Origin of the sequence: Lysinibacillus sp. BPa_S21 (assembly GCF_023337795.1) — a bacterium.
Taxonomy (GTDB): domain Bacteria; phylum Bacillota; class Bacilli; order Bacillales_A; family Planococcaceae; genus Lysinibacillus.
The window spans coordinates 540,499-559,990 of record NZ_JALIRS010000004.1; the positions used below are offsets into that span (position 1 = coordinate 540,499).

The following is a 19,492-nucleotide window of genomic DNA, read 5'->3' on the forward strand; positions in this document are numbered from 1 at the left end:
TTCTCAGAAACTAGCGTTAACTATAGTAATAGCCCGTTTTTTTCACTAAGATTCTTTTCAATTATTTTCTTTTAACATAAAAAACCGACCTAAAAGCATAGCCGCTTTCAGGTCGGTTTTTTATATCGGATAGATACGTGCTTTTAACTGCTTATTTAAAATAGACGCCTGCGCAAGTGCTTGTTCATCGTGACTTATGTCACCAGGTTTGTTTGCCTCTCCAATTATATACGAGGAGAACGGCATCTTTAAGAAGTCAAAGATATACTGGAATTGCTGAATCATTGGTAGTCCCTTTATATGTGGGTAGTCACCACCGACAGCAAGAACAATGGCCTCGGTAGTTTGTAATTTTTCTTTTAGCTGTGGAAAACGCTCATCTCGAATAGCCTGGCTCAATCGATCCACCATGTTCTTCATTATGCCTGACATGCTGTACCAATATATCGGCGTGGCAAAAATAACGATATCACTTGTTAACAACGCATGGATAATTTGATCATAATCATCATCTACAAACTGAAAACCTTTGTTATCATGGCGCAAATCGTAAATGGGCTCAATCGTTAAATTTTTCAGATCTATTTTTTTATGGTTTAAGCCCTCTAATACATAATCGGCTAGTTGTTCACTATTACTATCAGTTCTAGAACTACCAATAAATGCGGTGATGTTCATAAGAATCCTCCTCTATCTCTAAGGTTATAACTAGTGTAAACTTATCTTTATTATCGATAAAGCTGAATGTTTCGATGGAATGTATCGAAAAAAACGATTTAGGAGTGGGGAAGATGGATATTAAGCAGCTGCAAACGTTTTTAACAGCTTCGAAAACGTTAAGTTTTACGCAAACAGCACAGCTACTAGATTATGCTCAGTCGAGTATTACAGCACAAATTAAATCGCTTGAAGAAGAGCTTGGCGTAGTTCTTTTTGAGCGGCTTGGAAAACGCATTACCCTTACGGAGGAGGGCCAACGATTACAGCAGTATGCCCAAAAAATGCTAGATTTAAATATGGAGATGAAAAAAGCTGTATTAAATGAACAAACACAAGCGATATTAAAAATAGGTGCACAGGAAAGTCAATGTGTATACCGTCTGCCAAGTGTTTTACAACAATTTCAGAAATCCCATCCACAAGTCAAAATTATTTTTAAGCCTGTACATACAACAGAAATAGCCAAAGATTTATTACAGTCAGGCAATCTAGATATAGCATTTATTACGGATGCATATAAGGAAACACCTATGTTACATCGTGAGCGACTTATTCAAGAGCAATTAGTTTTTGTTGGTGCGCCTATTGATAGCAACGAGGAGAGAGCCGTATTTTCTTTACAGCAACTTTCAAATGAAACGATGCTGTTGACGGAAAGCGGTTGTTCTTATCGCAATCAATTGGAAGTACAGCTACAGCAGGAAGGTGCGCTACCAATACAAATGATTGAGTTTGCAAGTATTGAGGCCATTAAGCAATGTGTGATGGCAGGTTTAGGTATTTCATTCTTACCTAAAATGGTGGTGGAGAAGGAGTTAGAAAACCGATGTTTAATAGAACTGGATACATCCGTGAATTTAGCAGATATTTTTACGGATATCGCTTGGCATAAGAATAAACATATATCTCTGTACCTTGCTGATTTTATAGAAATTGCAATGAAGACGTATAAGGAGTTATAATGGCATTTTTTTGAATCTGGACTTCATTTTGAACAATCCTTTTCCTTTTGCTGACTGTTTGAAAAAATGGATGTGTAGACCATATTCTTGCATTTTATAGAAAAAGGGAGAATCATTGTGTTGAAAGGAATAACGTAGGCCAAAAAGTGCGAATGAATTTTTTAATCCATTTCGCACTTTTTAGTTCTTTTCACTATGAAAGAGTATTATTGTTATTTATATAAGTTTGAAGATTTCCAGTTGACCTATGAGAAATTTATTGTTTCTTTAAAGTACCAGAAAAATTAGTTCCTTCATCATGCTCTGTACGACAATCTACCTCGGTAATTTTAAGTGCATTATTAAGACGTTCAAATTCTAATACACAACGATTGCCGTTTGAGGATTTATTCATCACGGCCTTTGTGTTAGATGTAATCGTCGCTGTCCCATCGACACTCCCTGCAGCTATGCCATCATTTGAGGTAATGAAAATATGAAAGTTTTTGCTTGTTGCGTTTGAAATATAGGCATCACGACGATTAAAATCAGTTATGCCATTCCCCCATTTATAGTAGTATGAATAGGTACCATTCCAAGCACTTTTAGCAGGTGTTGTCAGCTGCATTATTTTATCTAATTGATTTTGGCCATTTTTCGCGCGTGTATTTAAAGAATCATTACTTTTATTATCATGACTTGCTTGTGCGTCCTCTGAAATCTCATAAAAATTTCTTTCATCCATTCGGTGGAGCATTGTCACGACTTGAGCTCGTGTCATAAAATTTGTTACCCCAAAAAACTTCTGTAAATTGCGATTTTCATACTGAAAGTTTTGACCAGTGGAAATGTAATAATCGAGTAAAAACTGTATGGATTGATCTAATCCACTTTTACCATTAGCTAAATGTGTAATGGCCTGTGCCACAACACCGCGCTTCACATTAGCCGCTCTAATAGTATTATCGAAATACCCGTTTAATGGAACAGCATAGCTTGCAAGTCGATTGTAAAATTCATCAGACCAGATTGCAGTTGGGGTCTGTTTTTTTAGCTTAACCAACGGTGATTCAAGCTCATAAAAATTTACAAGTAGTTTTGCGAATTGTTGCTCTGTAATGGTTGCATTCGGTTTAAATGTACCATCTGTGTAGCCATTGATGATATCATATTCCTCTGCCCACATGATGGCATCATAGGCATAGTGATCTTTTGGCACATCTTTAAAGCCAGCAGCTTGCACAGTGTATTCATTTGCCATAAAAACTATGAAAAGCAATAACACGCACACTAATTTTTTCATTTGTCTCAGTCATCCTTTCTTTCTAGTCATGTTAATAGTTTGAAGGATATGGATATAAACTGCAAATTTTTCTAGTTTATAGACTGAAGGAAACTATTTTTTTATGAAAGTAGGAAGGAATAAAAAGAGATGTTAAATAGTTTAAATAAATTCCTCCAAAAATGGATGCCTATTTTAACACCGTTTAGCTTAGTGATTGGTGTATTGTTTGCGAACGTAGGGCATCAGCTATTATTATTCGTGCCGTGGCTATTTGCTTTTATGACATTTGCAGGTAGTTTAAGCATGAATTTAGAAGGAATAAAAAGTCTTAATAAATACCCAACAGTTATATTAATTGTTATTGCATTTTTACACCTACTCATGCCAATCTGGGCTTATTTTGTATCAAACATTATTTTTCACGATCATCTACTGACAATTGGTTTTGTTTTAGCAGTCGCTATACCAACAGGGGTAACAAGCTTTATTTGGGTTAGTATTTGTAGGGGTCATCTTGCATTGTGTCTTGCAATTATTTTAATCGATACACTCATTTCACCTGTTGTCATTCCTGCATTACTTCATATTGTTGTAGGGCAAACAATTGAAATTGATACTGTTGGTCTCATTCTAGATTTACTTTGGATGATTGTTGTGCCTTCTCTAATAGGAGTAGCATTAAATGAGTTTACTAAAGGAAAAATTGAATTGACACTAGGTAAAAAATTAGCCCCTTTTTCAAAACTTAGCTTATTTAGTATCGTGATGATAAATAGTAGTGCAATTGCCCCATACATTAAAAATATGAACGTGGAGCTTGTTAGTGTTACTTTGGTCGTCTTTCTAATTGCTTTTTCAGGATATGCTTTTTGTTTAATATTAGGGCATATGCTTTGGAAGGATAAAAGCATTGTTACGATGTTCGTTTTTACAGGAGGGATGCGTAATATTGCTGTAGGGGTCGTAATAGCGACTACATACTTTCCTGCAAAAACGATTATGCCTGTAGTGCTTGGTATGTTATTTCAGCAAGTTCTAGCCTCGTTCTTTAGCCGAGTAATGGAAAAGTATCAGCTGAAATATGGGAAAGCGAGTATGTAAAGAATTCAGTGCTGCTATCAACGACTGTTATTAAAAAGCTGCATCATTTGGAAAAAAGAAGAAAAGATACTGAAAATTTTGATGGAGGAGCATCAAGTGAAAATAAAAAAGCATGTGGTTTCCATTACGCTACCTTCAGAATATGATGTAGATAAGCAATATCCATGTTATGTAAATGTAGGATGGGGGAGATATTTCATACAAAAATGTAAATTTGAGAGTAAACACCAGCACTTTTAAAACAAGAAAAATTTTAGTGTTTTGTGCTTGTCAGAAATATGTTGAGTACTAATTATGTCACTTTAGAAAGAAGAGTGCATGAAATGAAAAAGTTAGATGATTTAAAGCTAACGATTCTTCCGTTAATTTTTTTGTTAATTCTTATACTTTTATGGAAACTGACCGAGTCTGTTGGTGCAGGCATGATGGTTATTATTTTCTGGATAGGCTGGCGTCGCCTTGTAAGAAAATTAATATGAATGGAAAGTGAGATCTTTCTAATTTTGCGTAGTGTCAGTTTTAAGGCTCCTCATAAATTGCTAAAGACGGGTCTCTCAATTAAAAATTGCAAAATAGCTTTATGCAAACTAAAAGCGTTTATATACAATTAGACATCGTTTGATAAGGGAATCAAACGATGTTTTTTTATTGCTTTCTTCATGATGACAATATTTTTAGATGTGATCAATCTAAGTATATTCAAGACATACATTTAATGAAGTTATTGTAAAATGACTATGTACTAATATTTGTAATTTTGTTACGATTTATTAATTAATGAATACAACAAGGAGATCAGCATGTGGCGTAATCGGAATGTGTGGATAATTTTATTAGGTGAATTTGTTGTAGGTCTAGGATTGTGGGCTGGCATTATAGGGAATCTAGCTTTCATGCAAAAGGTCGTTCCCTCTGACTTTTACAAATCATTAATTATTTCTAGCGGTATATTGGCGGGTTTAGTAGTAGGTCCGTTGGCCGGGCGTATTATTGACAAATCGATGAAAAAAACGGTTGTACAGTGGGCTAGTATAGGGCGCATTATCAGTGTTTTATTTATGTTTGTGGCACTTTATACAAATTCGGTTATGTGGATGATTCTTTTTTTAATTACGTTGCAAATAGCAGCCGCCTTTTATATGCCTGCTCTACAATCTATTATTCCAATGATTGTTAAGGATAAGGATTTAATTACATTAAATGCTTGGCAAATGAATGCTCGAACGATTTCAAGGATTATTGGGACTGCCGCCGCGGGATTCATGTTAAGTTTCTTTGATCTGAAATGGTTGTACATCATTTCATTTATTGTCTATATCATGATGTTTGTTATTACGAACTTCCTACAATTAGATGAAACGGCACAACAAACGTCATCAACTAAAGAAAAGGGCGACTTTAAAGAAGTGTTACCGATGGTGAGCGAGCACCCTGTTGTTTTAATGACACTTGTTTTAATGTTAATTCCAACATTATTTTTAGGTTCCTTTAATTTAGTGATTATGAAAATTTCTGAGATTCATCATTCAACGACAATATCAGGATTACTATATACAGTTGAGGGAATAGGTTTTATGCTAGGTGCAGCTGGTTTGAAATTTATTACAGAACGGCTGAACACTGGAACACTACTTTTTATATTAGCATTTATCATCGGTTCGATGGAGCTCATGCTAATATTCGCGGATTTTAAATTTTTAGCATTAGTGGCTTTTGGCGTTTTTGGTTTTTCAGTAGGCTGTTTTTTCCCAACGACAATGGTGATTTTTCAAAAGCAAGTGCCAAAAGATTTTCATGGGCGATTTTTCTCATTCCGTAATATGATTGATTCTGTCATCTTTCAAGTCGTCTTATTGTCAACAGGCATGATGCTAGATTTAGTTGGTTTAAGTGGATTGGGGCTTGTTTTTGGTATTATTAGCTTAAGTTTAACGATCACTTTTTTATTCTATTCAAAGAAAAAGAATGTTGTAATGCATGCCCATTAAATAAGAACTGTCAAATTTGTACATGTTTTTGACAGCTCTAGCTTTTAAATTATGTTTTTATCTACATTTCGTGGAGATTTGGGGTTTTTTACTATTTCTATTCCTATCGAAGAGTTGGAATAGAGGCTTTCGTCTTTAAGCGTTAAAGAATGGCTCAATCCGCGCAATAATTAAATTAGAGCATATTTTGGAGACAAAAAAACGGAAAAAGAGTGGAATACATTTAGGTCCGCGAACGCTGCTTTAATATGGTCAATCATTGAGAAAAGTAAAAAGAAGGTGTTGAAAAATGCTTGGAAAAGCACAAGAAATTACAGACAGTTATATTGATTCCCCTGAAAAGCTAAAAAGCTTATATAAACGAGTGCTAATCATAGTTAGTCTTTCACAAGTTTTTGGCGGGGCGGGGCTAGCTGCAGGTATTACGGTAGGGGCACTTTTAGCTCAGCAAATGCTAGGAACAGATGCTTATGCAGGAGTACCATCCGCTTTATTTACTTTAGGGTCGGCGGGTGCGGCTTTCATTGTAGGAAAACTATCACAACGTTATGGGCGTCGCACAGGTTTATCGACAGGCTTTATTGTCGGTGGACTTGGTGCAATTGGTGTAGTAATTGCTGCTATGATGAATAGTGTTATTTTATTATTCGCCTCTCTAGTTATTTATGGTTCAGGGACTGCGACGAATTTACAGGCTCGCTATGCCGGGACAGATTTAGCCAATAATAAACAACGAGCAACGGCTATCAGCACAACAATGATGATGACAACGTTCGGGGCTGTGGCAGGTCCAAATTTAGTAGATGTTATGGGAAAATTTGCTGTTTCCATTGGTGTTCCGTCGCTTGCGGGTCCATTTATTTTATCAGCAACAGCATTTATCTTAGCAGGTCTTATCCTTTTTATTATGTTACGTCCAGATCCATTAGAAATTGCAAAAATGATAGAAGCGCACAGACGAGAGAATGAATATGGAAATAAGACGCAAACCTTTAATGAAAAAACTATCAATAAAAGAGGTCTTACAGTCGGTGCAACAGTGATGGTACTTACCCAGATTGTAATGGTTGCTATCATGACAATGACACCAATACATATGAAACATCATGGTCACGGTTTAGCTGCGGTTGGAATTGTTATAGGATTTCATGTAGGTTCTATGTATCTTCCGTCGCTCGTAACAGGCGTTCTTGTTGATAAAATTGGGCGAACAGCCATGAGCATCGCTTCAGGAGTTACTTTGTTATTTGCTGGTTTATTAGCGGCATTTGCACCGAGTGATTCGATGGTTCTATTAATCATTGCTCTTTCTTTACTTGGGTTGGGCTGGAACTTCGGCTTGATTAGTGGCACTGCTCAAATAGTTGATTCGACCGAACCTTCTACTCGTGCCAAAACGCAAGGGAAAATTGATGTTTTAATTGCATTAGCAGGAGCTTCAGGCGGTGCTCTTTCAGGCATGGTAGTAGCTAATGCGAGTTATGCGACATTATCTTTAGCTGGAGGTCTATTATCTTTATTCCTTATTCCAGTTGTCATTTGGTCAAGAAAAGCTTGAGAAAAGGTGTATGATACAACCCGATGAAAGAAGTTAAAATGGCAACTGTAGCTTTATAAAAAAAATTTGATCATTAATAATAAAGATAAATAATTTGTAATAAAGTTTGATTAAAAACATCTCACCTCTATTCATTTTAAGAGGTGAGGTTTTTTATTGGGAATTTATGATAATATCACTTTGGAAATTGCGAAGAAATGTACTTAAACGAACAAGCAGTTTACTTTAATAACATCCAACAGATTTATTGGATATATATGTTAAAATAAAAAGAAAATTATGAAATTAAATGAAAAAATAAAGGAGAGTAATGAAATGAATAAATTAATTTTATCCATATTGATAGTTATTATCTTGACTGGATGCAATGTATTCCCAACCGATACTCTTAGTCAACCAGAAGGCAAAGTGATTATGAACGGGGAACAATATAAAATGATTCAAAGTGATTACCAGTGGAAAGAAGACAATGTTGAAATTAGTACAAAAAGTTCTGCCGATATTAATGAATTAGCTGAACTATTCGAAACAATAGAAGTTGAAAAAGACGATACATTAAAATTTGAAATTGATAAAAATCCTACTTCAATTAAGGTAGCTAAACTGAATGAAGATGGTACAACTGATATTGTCGAAATGAAAGATAATGAAATTAAGATGCCATCGGAAAGTGGATATTATATTTATCAACTTATAACAATATGGTCTAAAGGAAAACAAACTTTTGTTTTTGATGTTAACGTAGAATAAAAAGAGAGTGACCCACAACGGGTGCTTTAACGCAACACTGAGACCGTCATTAGGGCAGTTTACTAGGAAGGCAGATTAGTGCAAGATTAATAAAAGTTAGAAGTACCAAGTATAAATGTACCCCCAAGTCAACAGAAAAAGGTACTTTTGTAATAGAGAGACAAAAGTACCTAAACGCTATATTTTAGGGTTTTAAAACCACTTTAATACAGTCTTCCTGTTTTGTATCGAATATTTCATAACCATGTATTGCTTTTTCAAGAGGGAGGACGTGTGTAATGATATCACCTGCATTCACTTTACTATCAGCGATTAAATTATAGACATGAGGCATGATATGAACAACTGGGGTAAATGTGCGTGCAACGACATTATTAAGTAGTAGATTTGCTCAAAGGTTTGATAAGAAATCAGGTGGAAGAATAGTCAATATTACTTCAGGTCAGTTTCAAGGACCAATGCCTGGCGAATTAGCTTATGCAACAACAAAAGGAGCAGTTGATGCTTTAACTATTACGTTGTCGGCTGAACTAGCCCCTTTAGGAATAACGGTTAATGCATTAAATCCAGGTCCAACTGATACAGGTTGGATGACAGAAGAAATAAAAAATGAATTAAAACCGATGTTTCCTTTTGGTAGAATAGGAACACCGAGAGATGTTGCAAAAACTATTAAATTTCTAGTGAACGATGAAGCAGATTGGATTACAGGTCAGATTATTCATTCAGAAGGTGGATTTAAAAGGTGAATTTAACTAAAAAGGCTTTGGTTTTAGAACCTTTTTGTTGTATTAAATTCCAAGGAAGTTATCAATTTGTGAAACATTGTACTTAAATTAACAAGTGTTTTACTTGTAGATCATTGAGTTGCATATGCAGTTCTTTTTTTCTTATTGAATTAACGGTGCAGGTTTGTAGAATAACGAAATAGGATAATATTATAAATTTTAGGTTGTGAATTCGTATAGAAAAGTAAATTGAATAATAAGAAAGAGGTGAGTGGTAAGGATGAAAAAAACATTAGAAAATAGGTTGGCTTATTTATATTCAGGGGAATTATTTTCTATAATCACTTTTGTACCTACTAGTTATCTAATAAATTACGCATTTCCCAATCTACAATTGTATTCTCTATATTCATTTTGGGTATCTTTTATTCTCTTAGAGTTTCTTTTGTTACAAGGAACGATTTATTGGTATGTAAAACTTAAAAGAATAAGAAATGAGAATAACCCTATAACTCCGATTCAGGTTGTTCGACAATTACATAGTTTAAAAACAGTGAATATGATTATAATTATGACCACAATTATTGTGTTTGCTTTTGATTTCATAAAATGGTATCCATCTTTGCCATTAGATGGTTTAACAATCACCTTCTTCATATATATTTTTGCAATTTTAGAGTTTATTAACTACTTTTACATTCAACTCTCATACAATGTCTCTAACATTAAAGATTTGTTAAGAAGTAGAAAATTGAAAAATTCCTGTATGAATAAGGATTTTAAACGACTTAAGAAATTGGAACTCTAAAAGGTAGCGTTATTTTGCATTGATAACGTATTTAAGAAATAAGGTTAATAAACGCCAAAAGATTTAGAGTTTATTAAGTAACGGGTGCTTTACTTGAAGATCAGATCAAAGAGTTGCATATGCAACTCTTTTTTCTTTATTGAACTAACCGAACAGTTTAGTTGAATGAGGAAAAAATTACATATATAAAATAAAACAATACATTGTTAAGATTTGATAGGTCAAGTATTCTATGGAAAGAAATTAGAGCGGGTGTGTTTCTCCTACAAGTAGAGAAGTTATTTACTAACGGAGAATACATTGATGAAAGATATCAAAATATTAGGACAGGATTTCCTCATTAAATACGATGATATAGAAAAGTTATTAAATTCAATGCGGGGGTCCCCTGTACCATACCGTACATCCCCCTCCACTCCCTTTTACGGAACGACCAACCTAACGGGTGGTATCGTTTAGTATGTAATTACGAAATCACGTCCGCCGGTTTAATATTACGAAGTACAAGAAGATGAATTGTTATAATCTTGCAAGTCATGTATATAGAAAACAAGGTACATCATCTAATTTAAAGGAGATAGAAATGGATATAAAATTAATAATAAGTGTAATACTTTTATTAACAATGAATATCGGAGGATTATATATTGACAGAAATAGCAAAGGTTGTTTAGTTACCCTAATGAAAGCATGGTCTATTTTTACTATAATCTGTGCCATTGTTTTTGTAGTTTTAATTGTAGTTTACGGATGGGATTAATGTTATTGAAAGTCTAGCGTCACCAGCGTTATTTTTTTTCAAGTCCCCTATTAATCAGCATACAACGACATGCTACTCATCTAGTTCCATCTAATATATATAAATTTAAGGGAGGGATGTATATGGAAAACTTTGAAGATATTTTGCCAAGACATAAATTTGATAATGATAGAGTAGAAATGATTAAAAAATAGATAGAGATAAAATATTACCTTTGCTGCCAAACCTTCTCGAATGGATTCAAGATATGAATTGGCCAGTGGCACCAAGCGTATTAGAGTTACTTTTAACTTTTCCAGAAGAAAATTGTCCCACATGTGCAAGATGTTTTATCTTCAGATGATGATACATTCAACCTTGGTTAGAAAGTCGAAAGAGGTAAACATTTATCTTGTTCAACTACGAGGTGCGTTAATTAAAGATACTTATAGAACAGGAAGGTGTTAATGTGGATGAGTTCGAGAATATTATGGCGGAATTTAATGATTGGTTAGTAGATGTAAAAAAGCAAATAAAGGATTCGGGTAAAATCGATCAATCAAAGTTAGATGTTTTTGTAAAGGTTATTGCAGAGTTGGTCAGTATTAAACATAAGTATGCGGACAAATTGTTAGATTTACGCAATGCTACGGAGAAGAAAATTGTAAGGTTAGAGTATTCTAAAGGAGGAGAAACAATCCATCGTGGATACTACTGTCCGAGCCCCGTTTTAGATTTAATCGTTGGTGGGATGAAAAGGGGTAGACTGTTCAAAAAGAAGAAACCTAAATTCGGGAATTACACATACGAATATGGCTTTGATAAGGACGGCAGGCTACTTCGAGTAAAGGGTGTGAATGAGTTTACAACTCCAGACAGTAGATTTGACGAAGAGTATTTGATATACATTGATGATATTGTTTATGGTTTAGAATTTGATAATTCAGGCGAGTTAGTAGTGGTGTCCAAGTGCATATACGAAAACGGAAAATTGATGAAGTATGAACGAAGTGGTTGCTGGACGGAGGAATTTGCCGATCTTCAGTATGAGGAATACACTTACGAAAACAATTGGCTTTCTGAAGTGGATTTCTTTTATAATATCGATCCACTATTGGAATTGTACGAAGAGGAAAGATTACGTGTAGAAAACGATGAAGTTGGCAATATCATTAGGATAATCGGTAGTACAATTGTTGAAGGGAAATCAGAGACGCATATATATAATGTTAAACCGCTCAAAAAATAAGAGGATGATCCGAACTATAACGGGATAGGGACTTTTGTTGAGCAAACAAGGGTATATATATATGAAAGTTGGAATAATCGGGGGCGGTTTTGGTTTAAAAGTTCAAGCCCCTATCATGTAAAATACATCCTATGATGAAAATTACTGCTGTTAGCACTATGGAGTGTCATCAATTACCTGAAGAATTATTAAATGGTGAAAATCCTCCTGCTCATTATCAAAATTGGACGGATATGTTAGAGAAGGAGGAACTTGAGTTTGTGAGTTCAATACCAATTCATCACTTTGAAATGGTGAAATACGCATTGCAAAGAGGAATAAATGTTGTATGCGAAAAACCTTTTACAAGGGATAGTAAAGAATCTAAAGAGTTATTGCAGCTTTCAAAACAGAATAATTCAAAGGATATTATTGATTTTGAATGGCGGTATTTTCCGATACGAGTTGCATATGCAGCTCTTTTTTTTTGAACTAACGGAGCAAGTTAGTGAAAGAAGGTATTCTCCAAATAGATAGCGAAAAATGTTAAAAGGAATTTATGACGCTTTAGGAGAAAGGGGTAGAATAAATTGAGTTATGAAATTATAACGTTACCTGCCTATCGGACAGTAGGATTAAAATGGGAGGGAACATTCTCTGAAATTGTACCGAATTTAAAAAATGTCATTCAACAAGTTGAAGACCGTGCTGATGAGTTAGAGAATAAGGTGAATCCAAATGTTCAATTAGGTCTATCTTATCATGTAATTGAGAATGGATTTGTACATTACGCGGTGTATGAAGTGAGTGAGGAGCAGGAAATTCCTGATGGGATGATTGAAATATGGGTTCCTGAATGGATGTATGTGAAGACGACACATAATAAAGGAGAAGATATACAAAAGACCTATACGGATTTACATCAATGGTTATTTGATAGTGACTATTCCGCATTTAGAGAAGCTGGTGTAGATTATTATGATCCTTATATGCCGATTAAACATGAACATTATCCAGTTGATCGTGATCCGAATGATCCGCATTTTAATATTTATATACCGATTGTAAAAAAATAATGTTTTCTTATTAAACAAACAGGGGCTTTACTTGAAGATCATTGAGTTGCATAATGCAGCTCTTTTTTTCTTTATTGAACTAACGGCGCAGTTTAGTTGAACAAGAAGGGCTATTGAATAACGTTCCTTTTTGTATCGTAATCTGTTTGATTTGCATCTTTGTTCTTTAAGTATTTATTTTTAATATAAGGGGAAAATACCTACAAAATTCACAATAGAGGTGGCGATAATTCTTGAGAAAGTTAGTTATACTAGTCACGGTGATTTTTGGATTATTTTTCTCGATGCAATTACTATTAGTACAAGCGAGTTTTCAACCAAAATTAGAAAAAGAGGCTGTTTCATTTATTCAAGTAAACCGTTTAAATGAGGAAACTCGTTTATTTAAAGAAAATGATGGATATGAGGAAGTGATTATCAGTAAGGTTGTTAACTGGATAAACACAGCAAGTCCTTCCGAAGGAGTAATTGAGTTAAATAAAACTCCCATAGTCTCGATAATGAAAATAAAAATGAAAGATGGGGACGTTGCAGTTATTGAACCTGCATATAATTGTGTGTCCGAAAACCATGTAAAAACATGCACGATAGCAGATGGTGAGGTTATATATACTCGAAATAACAAAAAGGTTCGATTGAAATCACTAGAATTTTATGATTGGCTCTTAGTTGGTTGGAAATATGAAAGTGTTGGGTCACCTAAAGATGAGTTGCTTGAAGAAACTTTATATACCAGATATTTTTCCTATCTCGCTGAAACTTATTCAGATTTTATCATGTGTCCAAAAATAGATAAAGTTGAAAGACTGGATGGCGATACAAGAAGACATATAGTTCATGCAAGTGCGTTAAATTATAGTGCACATCATGGTGACGCTCCCTTTGATAGAATCTATATCACGTTGACTGATACTCCAGAAAATGGTGTTAAAATAAATAAAGTTACAATACAAAAGGGTATTTCTGAAAAAGAAAGCACTATACAATGTAGGCGGGAGAGTTAAAGGATTTTTTTCAACTAACGGAGTGCGTTTCTTGAAGATCATTTTCCTGCATAAAACACTTCTTCTTGATGAGTGAATGCTTGTTATTTTTCAAGGAGCTATGCAAGTAGTAGAAAAATAATTTTTACTTTCGTAACTATAATCGCTTATAAAACGAATTAGCCACCTGGCGAATTTCTCAACAGATGGTTATTTAGTGTTTAAAGTTGAGTCGACTAATTGATAAGGGAGCGTGATTGTTTAATAAGCGTCGCTGTTCTTCTTAAACTAACGAGTGCAAGAGTTAAAAAAGATGTTGCTGCGGCAGCATCTTTTTTTCTTATTGAGCTAACGGGGCAGTTTAGTGCAACAAGGAGTACCTTCAAAATTATGGGGATTTACAACGCTAAGTTAAGAAATGTGACCAAACGAGGGTTTGGGAACAATTTAATTACAATTTATGTCTATATTGAAAAAGGGAGAGCTTAATGTAAGGGGGATGGATTTTGAATAAAAGCAAAGTAGGGACAACTTTAGGATTCTTATCTATATTGCCTGCGATAGTAAGTGTTATTTTTTACTATACAGAAAGAGGTCCGAATGCTGATATTTACTTAATAATTAATATTTCAGGGGTTTTATCCATTATAGGTATTATACTTTCTGTAATATCTTTATGGATGTCTAAAGGACGCATAAGTAAATTATTAATCGGATTAATCGGGTTAATCGCAAATTTAGTGATTTTAGTTCTTGCGTTTCTATTATTATTAGCCATGGGAATTGGAGAAGCTTAATTAATGCTTCATGTATATGTTACTCAAAAAACGTTCCCAAACAAAAGGTTGGTAACATTTCAAACAGCGACAAATACTGATTTAACAGTGCTTGTCGCTGTTTTTATTAGAAAATAACGCTCTGAGACGCTGCGAAAAATAATTTTAAAGAAGACTGTTCGATTCACTTGTTCTGAATGGAGGGGAAGAGTAGTTCAACAAACGTTTGGATTATTTTGGTATAATTTGATTGAGTGATAATGAGGGGATTTTAGGGATTGGGATTTATTTTCTTTTTGGATAACGTGGACGTGATGAAAAGCTCACTTATAAAGGGGAAAATGAAGAAGAGATTATCTTAGTATTATTGAAGTAATTTGAATGGGGTATTTGCTTTTAGCTACTTATTCAATAAATGCATCTAAATCACGCCTTTATTTAAAATAAAAACCCCAAAATTTTGAAACTATTATATTTGTTATTTCGTACCATTTTCAAAGAATTATTATTAATTTCAAAGGAGAATTATGGATATCTTTAAAAAAATAATTGAGTTTCTTAACAAAATGAAAAAATTTGATATTTGGGGAGACAAAGATATGGAATTAACTGAGGAACAAATGAAGCATATACGAATCCAAAATCCGTATGGCATGATGGCGGTTGTTCTTAGTATATTGGCATTCCTTTTCCCACAATACGGTCTATCCATAATTACTTTGATTTTTTGTATACTAACCTACTTTACATTTGATAAGGAAAAAGAAGATAACCCTTGGCCATTTTATATTGGTATCTTAATTTCATTGATGGGATTATCGATGTTTTTTACAGGTGAAGTTCACAATGTCGTAGTTTGATCTTGTGATAATAAAATAACACTCTGAGACGCTGCGAAAAATAATTTTAAAGAAGACTGATCGATCCACTTGTTCTGAATGGCGGTAACATATAAATAGAATCTCAATGAAATGTACCCAAAGGACACTTTTGGACTTTAAAAGCCTTTTTCCAATCATTTCGGATAAAGGCTTTTGTTGACTATTAATCTACTTCTTTTAATAAACTTTCAATTTTCCCTACTCGTTCATTTAATTCATCCACTTGTTTTTGTAAATTAAATGTTTGCTGTTTTTCAACATTTAATCGTTCCTCTGCACGTTTAACGTTATTCTTATACGCTCTGTAAAATAAAACTACTAAAAAAATTGGAACTACCATAAATCCTAACATAATAATTGTTGCTACTGTATCTCCTGCATTTACACCTGTCGCACCATGAGACATTGATTTAATCCTCCATCTTCTTATTTTTTTTGAGAGTAAGCGTTGGTTCTAACTTTGAAATAAGCTCCTCATTTAACTGTAATTTAAAAGAATTTAGCATATAGTATTTCGCAGCTTTACCACTCTTTAGTAATTCCATATCACTTGAAACAAGATTTGCTTCTTCAAGCTTTTGTAAATGCAAATACAAAAGGGGTCTGCTCATACCAAGCTCTCTAGCAAGCTGACTAACGTACTGTTTACCATTAGACAAAATGCTAATAATTCTTAATCTATGAGGATTAGATAAAGCTTCCAAAAACAAAAGTAATTCATCACCATTATTAATATGTTTCATATGTAATAAATTTATTACATATTACTTGTTTTGTAAATATAAGTAAATACATAAACATTCAAAAAAACGTTCCCAAATACAAGTTTGGAGACGAACTCAAAGGCCGCTAATGTTGTTAAATCAACGTTTCGTGGCTTTTCTTATGAACATTATTTATACAGCTTTTTATACACTTTTGTTAAAAGTCAGTCATAGCATGGTTTGTAAGGTTGGGAGGAGTCATTATCTGAAAATACTGTAGTTTTATAAAAAAGATTGATCATTTAAAACAAAGTTCGATTATTTAAAATAAAGATTGATTGGGGTACCGCCAGCATTTTGGAAAAAACCCATGCTAAGCAAAAAATACAATGAGCCGCCCATATGGTCAGCTCATTTACATAATTATCGTTAGCGGAAGTCATTTTCCGAATGTTCTTTCGTTAATTTCTCAAGTGCTTTAACATAAGCATCTTTGTTTTCCTTACTTAACTCATAACCCGCCCTTTTCCAATATTCCCCATCTACACCTGATAAATGTGGCATACTTTTTAGTACAGCTTCTTGCATATTCGGTTTATCCTCTTTACTAGCGTCTTTAATAGTCTTTGTTCCTTTTCTTGCATCTGTTACCCCTAATTGTATGTCTTTGTGAATGTCTTTGTATTTATCAGGAACTTTTATATATTCCATATTGTCTAAAATCTCATCCATCTTGTTTGCTGTTTTTAAAATATCTTTTTCTTTTTCTTTGTCTTTCGTAGCTTTCATCGAGTTTACTATGAATAAATCCTTCAAGTATTGAAACTCTACTAATTGTTCACAAATATAATAGGGATACTGTTTCTCTGATATTACTGTTTTCATTGTTGATTTGCTTACCTGCTCAGTCTTAGGAGTAGACTCTTTATTTTCTACCGCACAACCTACTAATAATAGAATAGGTATTGCTAATGATACGAGTTTCGTTGCTTTCATTATGTATCCTCCTTTTAGAAAGTATTGTAATTAATTAACATATTGTACCACAACGTAAAATTCCGGGCCGCAAAAAACAGGATCCCGGCCCCAAACTCTTTGGAGATTGTGAAGAAATTTACTTAAACTAAAGGGGCAGGTTAGTTGAACAGTGTTGTTTAACTTGTATTCAACAATCGGGCCATATTCTTGAGGGACGTTTTTATACACTTTAAGGAAACATTTACCACTAAGTTTCGTTCTCTATATTGAGATTATGAATAATTCTATTTAAAGCAAAAAGGAAATTTAAGGGTTATAGAAAAACACTACGAGGTGAGTAAATGAGTGGAGATTATGGTGAAGTTCCAATAAAATGTACAGGTGTTGCAATTGTACTTTTAAAAAAGATTGAAAAAGAGTATAAAGTACTGTTATTGAAAAGGTCTACATCTGTATTAAATAATGTTTGGTGTTATATTGGCGGAGGTATCGAGGAAGGAGAAATGGCTTGGGAGTCTGCTGTAAGAGAGGTCAAAGAAGAAACAGGTATTTCAAAGATTTTATTATATACTACTAACAAATTTGATCAAATATTTTCACCAAAAGAAAATTATATTTATGTTGCACCTGTATTTGTTGGATATGTTGAAGAACAACAAGAAGTCACATTAAATTACGAACACAGCGAATATAAATGGTTATCGTTTAAAGAGGCAATTGCCACGGTTTCATTACCTGGAAATGATGAAGTCCTAATGTCTATTGAAAAACATTTTGTCATGAGAAATCCTTCCGAATATTTGCGTATTGAAAACTAATATTGGAGGTTTATGAATTTGAAAAGAATAATAACTATTATTTTTCTTTTTGCAACAATGTTTTTAGTTGCCTGTTATAGTGAAGATGAAAGGGAATTAACAAGAGTAGATTTTCAAAAGTTAAGTAAAGAAAGAAATTACGAAGAAGTTTTAATGATAACAGATAATGAAACGGTTGATTTATTAAAGAAAACAATCGAAAACATTAAATGGGAAGATACAGGGGTTAACATGGCTAGAAATCCAGATGTAAAAGCTACATTTTTTTACACTGATGATAAAAAGCCTGAAAGATTGAGGGAATTAGGAGTTTGGTTCAATGAAAATACTGGTACAGGAACAATTGCTAGCATTGATAAATACAAAAGTCACGGAGAACTAAATAATGATAATGCAAATACCTTAAAAAATATATTCTTAGTTGAATAACGATCCTGCACAATCGGGCGCGATTGTGCAAGAAGCGTCGCTGTTCTTATTAAGAATCTGTTTTGACCTTATTGTGTGGACTACTGTAATAGAAATAAACCTCTGGTAAATTTTTCTATTTATCTACCAAATCAAACTTTTCTGTGTTATCATTCTTAATAGACATAATTTTCAGTTATTTAAGATGCAGGGAGATGATGATTTGAGTATAAAAGCTTCTTATCAAGGAGTAGTTGAACTTAACATTGTACATTGGGAATCTATTGACAATTTAGGCGAAAAGATTACCGAAGTTAGAGACTCACAAAAAATTTATACAAATGACATAGTTGAAATACAACAAATTGTAGATTTTGGTCGAGTTACAGAAAGGTCTCATAGAATACTTATTATTTTTAACTTAAAAAGGGATTTAGATTATCTTGGAGAAAAAATAATTTTATGAGTCATTTTTCAACAAGAGGAACAACATCCTATCACACTTCAAACTATGGACTTGTGCGTAATATCATACACAAGTCCTTTTTGTTATGCTCCCTGCTCTTGATCAACGTTCATAAGAATTGGAAAGTAGCTCTGAGAACCTACCTGATAGCAACCCATGCAACCAAGTGTATGTCTAACTGATACTCGAGTCGTCTGAGCGCTGTCTGAGAGACTTAACAAAGCACATCAACTTAATGATGTGCTACCACAATCTCAACATACCTTGCTTTTAAGCTTACGCCTCCCAACTCCAACATTTAAAAATAAGGTGTGCTATTCCAAACAACTGATTATTAAGTTATTCAACTCCCATGAAAGAACTTAATCATCTTTCATTTTCTGTGGTGAAGTGTTGATTTTTGGCGCGTCATGGATGGCTAACGGCGAGGTTTAGTTGAACAAGCAATGTCAATTTAATTTTAATGAAGCTGGGAATACTACACCTAAAATACATTGAGGTGTTAGAAAATGACCAGATCTATTTCACTATTGTTGATTTCATTTTGTTTGTTTTT

22 protein-coding genes and 2 pseudogenes are annotated in these 19,492 nt (G+C 33.7%); 18 read left to right on the forward strand and 6 right to left on the reverse strand.

Translation table 11 applies throughout. The features are described 5' to 3' along the window. Positions 1-120: 120 nt before the first annotated feature. The gene (locus MOK21_RS11365) at positions 121-678 is read right to left on the reverse strand and encodes a flavodoxin family protein (protein ID WP_249074056.1); all 558 of its coding nucleotides are present in this window, start codon (positions 676-678) and stop codon (positions 121-123) included. 113 nt (positions 679-791) lie between these two features. On the opposite strand from MOK21_RS11365, the gene MOK21_RS11370 reads away from it, so the two are divergent. Beyond that, complete coding sequence (locus MOK21_RS11370) at positions 792-1,682, forward strand: LysR family transcriptional regulator (protein ID WP_249074057.1); 891 nt, start codon at positions 792-794, stop codon at positions 1,680-1,682. 256 nt (positions 1,683-1,938) lie between these two features. Here MOK21_RS11370 and MOK21_RS11375 read toward each other — a convergent pair whose 3' ends face one another. Next, positions 1,939-2,964, reverse strand: coding sequence for an S-layer homology domain-containing protein (locus tag MOK21_RS11375; RefSeq protein ID WP_249074058.1), 1,026 nt, complete (start codon positions 2,962-2,964; stop codon positions 1,939-1,941). 129 nt (positions 2,965-3,093) lie between these two features. Here MOK21_RS11375 and MOK21_RS11380 point away from each other — a divergent pair, with 129 nt between their 5' ends. The 5 genes from MOK21_RS11380 (at position 3,094) to MOK21_RS11400 (ending at position 8,343) form a co-directional block, all read left to right on the forward strand. Continuing rightward, the gene (locus MOK21_RS11380; protein ID WP_249074059.1) at positions 3,094-4,047 is read left to right on the forward strand and encodes a bile acid:sodium symporter family protein; all 954 of its coding nucleotides are present in this window, start codon (positions 3,094-3,096) and stop codon (positions 4,045-4,047) included. Between the two features lie 323 nt (positions 4,048-4,370). After that, positions 4,371-4,526 (forward strand): hypothetical protein, encoded by a 156-nt coding sequence (locus tag MOK21_RS11385; RefSeq protein ID WP_249074060.1) that lies wholly within the window; start codon positions 4,371-4,373, stop codon positions 4,524-4,526. A 321-nt stretch (positions 4,527-4,847) separates the two neighbouring features. Continuing rightward, on the forward strand, positions 4,848-6,035 hold the full coding sequence (locus MOK21_RS11390) for an MFS transporter (protein ID WP_249074061.1): 1,188 nt from the start codon (positions 4,848-4,850) through the stop codon (positions 6,033-6,035). Positions 6,036-6,324: 289 nt separating this feature from the next. Next, the gene (locus MOK21_RS11395) at positions 6,325-7,593 is read left to right on the forward strand and encodes an MFS transporter (protein ID WP_249074062.1); all 1,269 of its coding nucleotides are present in this window, start codon (positions 6,325-6,327) and stop codon (positions 7,591-7,593) included. A 315-nt stretch (positions 7,594-7,908) separates the two neighbouring features. Next, complete coding sequence (locus tag MOK21_RS11400; protein ID WP_249074063.1) at positions 7,909-8,343, forward strand: hypothetical protein; 435 nt, start codon at positions 7,909-7,911, stop codon at positions 8,341-8,343. A gap of 184 nt (positions 8,344-8,527) precedes the next feature. Here MOK21_RS11400 and MOK21_RS11405 read toward each other — a convergent pair. Then, a pseudogene (locus MOK21_RS11405) lies at positions 8,528-8,692 on the reverse strand (glutathione-dependent formaldehyde dehydrogenase); the annotation flags it as partial. 1 nt (position 8,693) lies between these two features. Between MOK21_RS11405 and MOK21_RS11410 the strand changes: the two are divergent. The 9 genes and pseudogenes from MOK21_RS11410 to MOK21_RS11450 all read left to right on the forward strand — a co-directional run. Continuing rightward, positions 8,694-9,092: pseudogene (locus tag MOK21_RS11410) on the forward strand (SDR family oxidoreductase); the annotation flags it as partial. 259 nt (positions 9,093-9,351) lie between these two features. Next, positions 9,352-9,879, forward strand: a complete 528-nt coding sequence (locus tag MOK21_RS11415; RefSeq protein WP_249074064.1) for a general stress protein — start codon at positions 9,352-9,354, stop codon at positions 9,877-9,879. 1,007 nt (positions 9,880-10,886) lie between these two features. Then, positions 10,887-10,982, forward strand: a complete 96-nt coding sequence (locus MOK21_RS11420) for a hypothetical protein (RefSeq protein WP_249074065.1) — start codon at positions 10,887-10,889, stop codon at positions 10,980-10,982. A 105-nt stretch (positions 10,983-11,087) separates the two neighbouring features. Next, a complete protein-coding gene (locus tag MOK21_RS11425; protein ID WP_249074066.1) occupies positions 11,088-11,867 on the forward strand; it encodes a hypothetical protein in 780 nt (259 codons plus the stop codon). Positions 11,868-11,998: 131 nt separating this feature from the next. Continuing rightward, complete coding sequence (locus MOK21_RS11430; protein WP_249074067.1) at positions 11,999-12,337, forward strand: Gfo/Idh/MocA family oxidoreductase; 339 nt, start codon at positions 11,999-12,001, stop codon at positions 12,335-12,337. 99 nt (positions 12,338-12,436) lie between these two features. After that, entirely contained in the window at positions 12,437-12,922 is a 486-nt protein-coding gene (locus tag MOK21_RS11435) for a GyrI-like domain-containing protein (RefSeq protein WP_249074068.1), read from the forward strand. Positions 12,923-13,206: 284 nt separating this feature from the next. Beyond that, positions 13,207-13,926, forward strand: coding sequence for a hypothetical protein (locus MOK21_RS11440; protein WP_249074069.1), 720 nt, complete (start codon positions 13,207-13,209; stop codon positions 13,924-13,926). Between the two features lie 485 nt (positions 13,927-14,411). Beyond that, the gene (locus tag MOK21_RS11445) at positions 14,412-14,702 is read left to right on the forward strand and encodes a hypothetical protein (RefSeq protein WP_249074070.1); all 291 of its coding nucleotides are present in this window, start codon (positions 14,412-14,414) and stop codon (positions 14,700-14,702) included. A gap of 506 nt (positions 14,703-15,208) precedes the next feature. Further along, positions 15,209-15,541 carry a cell division protein FtsK gene (locus MOK21_RS11450; protein ID WP_249074071.1) on the forward strand — a complete coding sequence of 111 codons (333 nt, stop codon included), beginning with the start codon at positions 15,209-15,211 and terminating at the stop codon, positions 15,539-15,541. Between the two features lie 184 nt (positions 15,542-15,725). Here the strand turns inward: MOK21_RS11450 and MOK21_RS11455 are convergent, their stop codons facing one another. The 3 genes from MOK21_RS11455 to MOK21_RS11465 all read right to left on the reverse strand — a co-directional run bounded on the left by MOK21_RS11455 (position 15,726) and on the right by MOK21_RS11465 (position 17,262). Then, on the reverse strand, positions 15,726-15,968 hold the full coding sequence (locus MOK21_RS11455; RefSeq protein ID WP_249074072.1) for a hypothetical protein: 243 nt from the start codon (positions 15,966-15,968) through the stop codon (positions 15,726-15,728). Positions 15,969-15,972: 4 nt separating this feature from the next. After that, the gene (locus MOK21_RS11460) at positions 15,973-16,305 is read right to left on the reverse strand and encodes an ArsR/SmtB family transcription factor (RefSeq protein ID WP_249074073.1); all 333 of its coding nucleotides are present in this window, start codon (positions 16,303-16,305) and stop codon (positions 15,973-15,975) included. A 390-nt stretch (positions 16,306-16,695) separates the two neighbouring features. Continuing rightward, complete coding sequence (locus MOK21_RS11465; RefSeq protein WP_249074074.1) at positions 16,696-17,262, reverse strand: DUF7018 domain-containing (lipo)protein; 567 nt, start codon at positions 17,260-17,262, stop codon at positions 16,696-16,698. Between the two features lie 323 nt (positions 17,263-17,585). Between MOK21_RS11465 and MOK21_RS11470 the strand changes: the two genes are divergently transcribed. From MOK21_RS11470 to MOK21_RS11480, 3 genes are all read left to right on the forward strand, one after another. Next, a complete protein-coding gene (locus tag MOK21_RS11470; protein WP_249074075.1) occupies positions 17,586-18,062 on the forward strand; it encodes an NUDIX hydrolase in 477 nt (158 codons plus the stop codon). An 18-nt stretch (positions 18,063-18,080) separates the two neighbouring features. Then, positions 18,081-18,491: a YhfM domain-containing protein gene (locus tag MOK21_RS11475; protein ID WP_249074076.1), complete on the forward strand. Its 411-nt coding sequence runs from the start codon at positions 18,081-18,083 to the stop codon at positions 18,489-18,491. A 202-nt stretch (positions 18,492-18,693) separates the two neighbouring features. Then, positions 18,694-18,936, forward strand: coding sequence for a hypothetical protein (locus MOK21_RS11480; RefSeq protein ID WP_249074077.1), 243 nt, complete (start codon positions 18,694-18,696; stop codon positions 18,934-18,936). Positions 18,937-19,492 lie beyond the last annotated feature (556 nt).

Excerpts from the sequence above, each read along its gene's own strand:
- MOK21_RS11365 (WP_249074056.1), bottom strand. The coding sequence starts at position 678 with ATGAACATCACCGCATTTATTGGTAGTTCTAGAACTGATAGTAATAGT.
- MOK21_RS11370 (WP_249074057.1), top strand. The coding sequence starts at position 792 with ATGGATATTAAGCAGCTGCAAACGTTTTTAACAGCTTCGAAAACGTTA.
- MOK21_RS11375 (WP_249074058.1), bottom strand. The coding sequence starts at position 2,964 with ATGAAAAAATTAGTGTGCGTGTTATTGCTTTTCATAGTTTTTATGGCA.
- MOK21_RS11380 (WP_249074059.1), top strand. The coding sequence starts at position 3,094 with ATGTTAAATAGTTTAAATAAATTCCTCCAAAAATGGATGCCTATTTTA.
- MOK21_RS11385 (WP_249074060.1), top strand. The coding sequence starts at position 4,371 with ATGAAAAAGTTAGATGATTTAAAGCTAACGATTCTTCCGTTAATTTTT.
- MOK21_RS11390 (WP_249074061.1), top strand. The coding sequence starts at position 4,848 with ATGTGGCGTAATCGGAATGTGTGGATAATTTTATTAGGTGAATTTGTT.
- MOK21_RS11395 (WP_249074062.1), top strand. The coding sequence starts at position 6,325 with ATGCTTGGAAAAGCACAAGAAATTACAGACAGTTATATTGATTCCCCT.
- MOK21_RS11400 (WP_249074063.1), top strand. The coding sequence starts at position 7,909 with ATGAATAAATTAATTTTATCCATATTGATAGTTATTATCTTGACTGGA.
- MOK21_RS11415 (WP_249074064.1), top strand. The coding sequence starts at position 9,352 with ATGAAAAAAACATTAGAAAATAGGTTGGCTTATTTATATTCAGGGGAA.
- MOK21_RS11420 (WP_249074065.1), top strand. The coding sequence starts at position 10,887 with ATGAATTGGCCAGTGGCACCAAGCGTATTAGAGTTACTTTTAACTTTT.
- MOK21_RS11430 (WP_249074067.1), top strand. The coding sequence starts at position 11,999 with ATGATGAAAATTACTGCTGTTAGCACTATGGAGTGTCATCAATTACCT.
- MOK21_RS11440 (WP_249074069.1), top strand. The coding sequence starts at position 13,207 with ATGCAATTACTATTAGTACAAGCGAGTTTTCAACCAAAATTAGAAAAA.
- MOK21_RS11450 (WP_249074071.1), top strand. The coding sequence starts at position 15,209 with ATGGATATCTTTAAAAAAATAATTGAGTTTCTTAACAAAATGAAAAAA.
- MOK21_RS11455 (WP_249074072.1), bottom strand. The coding sequence starts at position 15,968 with ATGTCTCATGGTGCGACAGGTGTAAATGCAGGAGATACAGTAGCAACA.
- MOK21_RS11460 (WP_249074073.1), bottom strand. The coding sequence starts at position 16,305 with ATGAAACATATTAATAATGGTGATGAATTACTTTTGTTTTTGGAAGCT.
- MOK21_RS11465 (WP_249074074.1), bottom strand. The coding sequence starts at position 17,262 with ATGAAAGCAACGAAACTCGTATCATTAGCAATACCTATTCTATTATTA.
- MOK21_RS11470 (WP_249074075.1), top strand. The coding sequence starts at position 17,586 with ATGAGTGGAGATTATGGTGAAGTTCCAATAAAATGTACAGGTGTTGCA.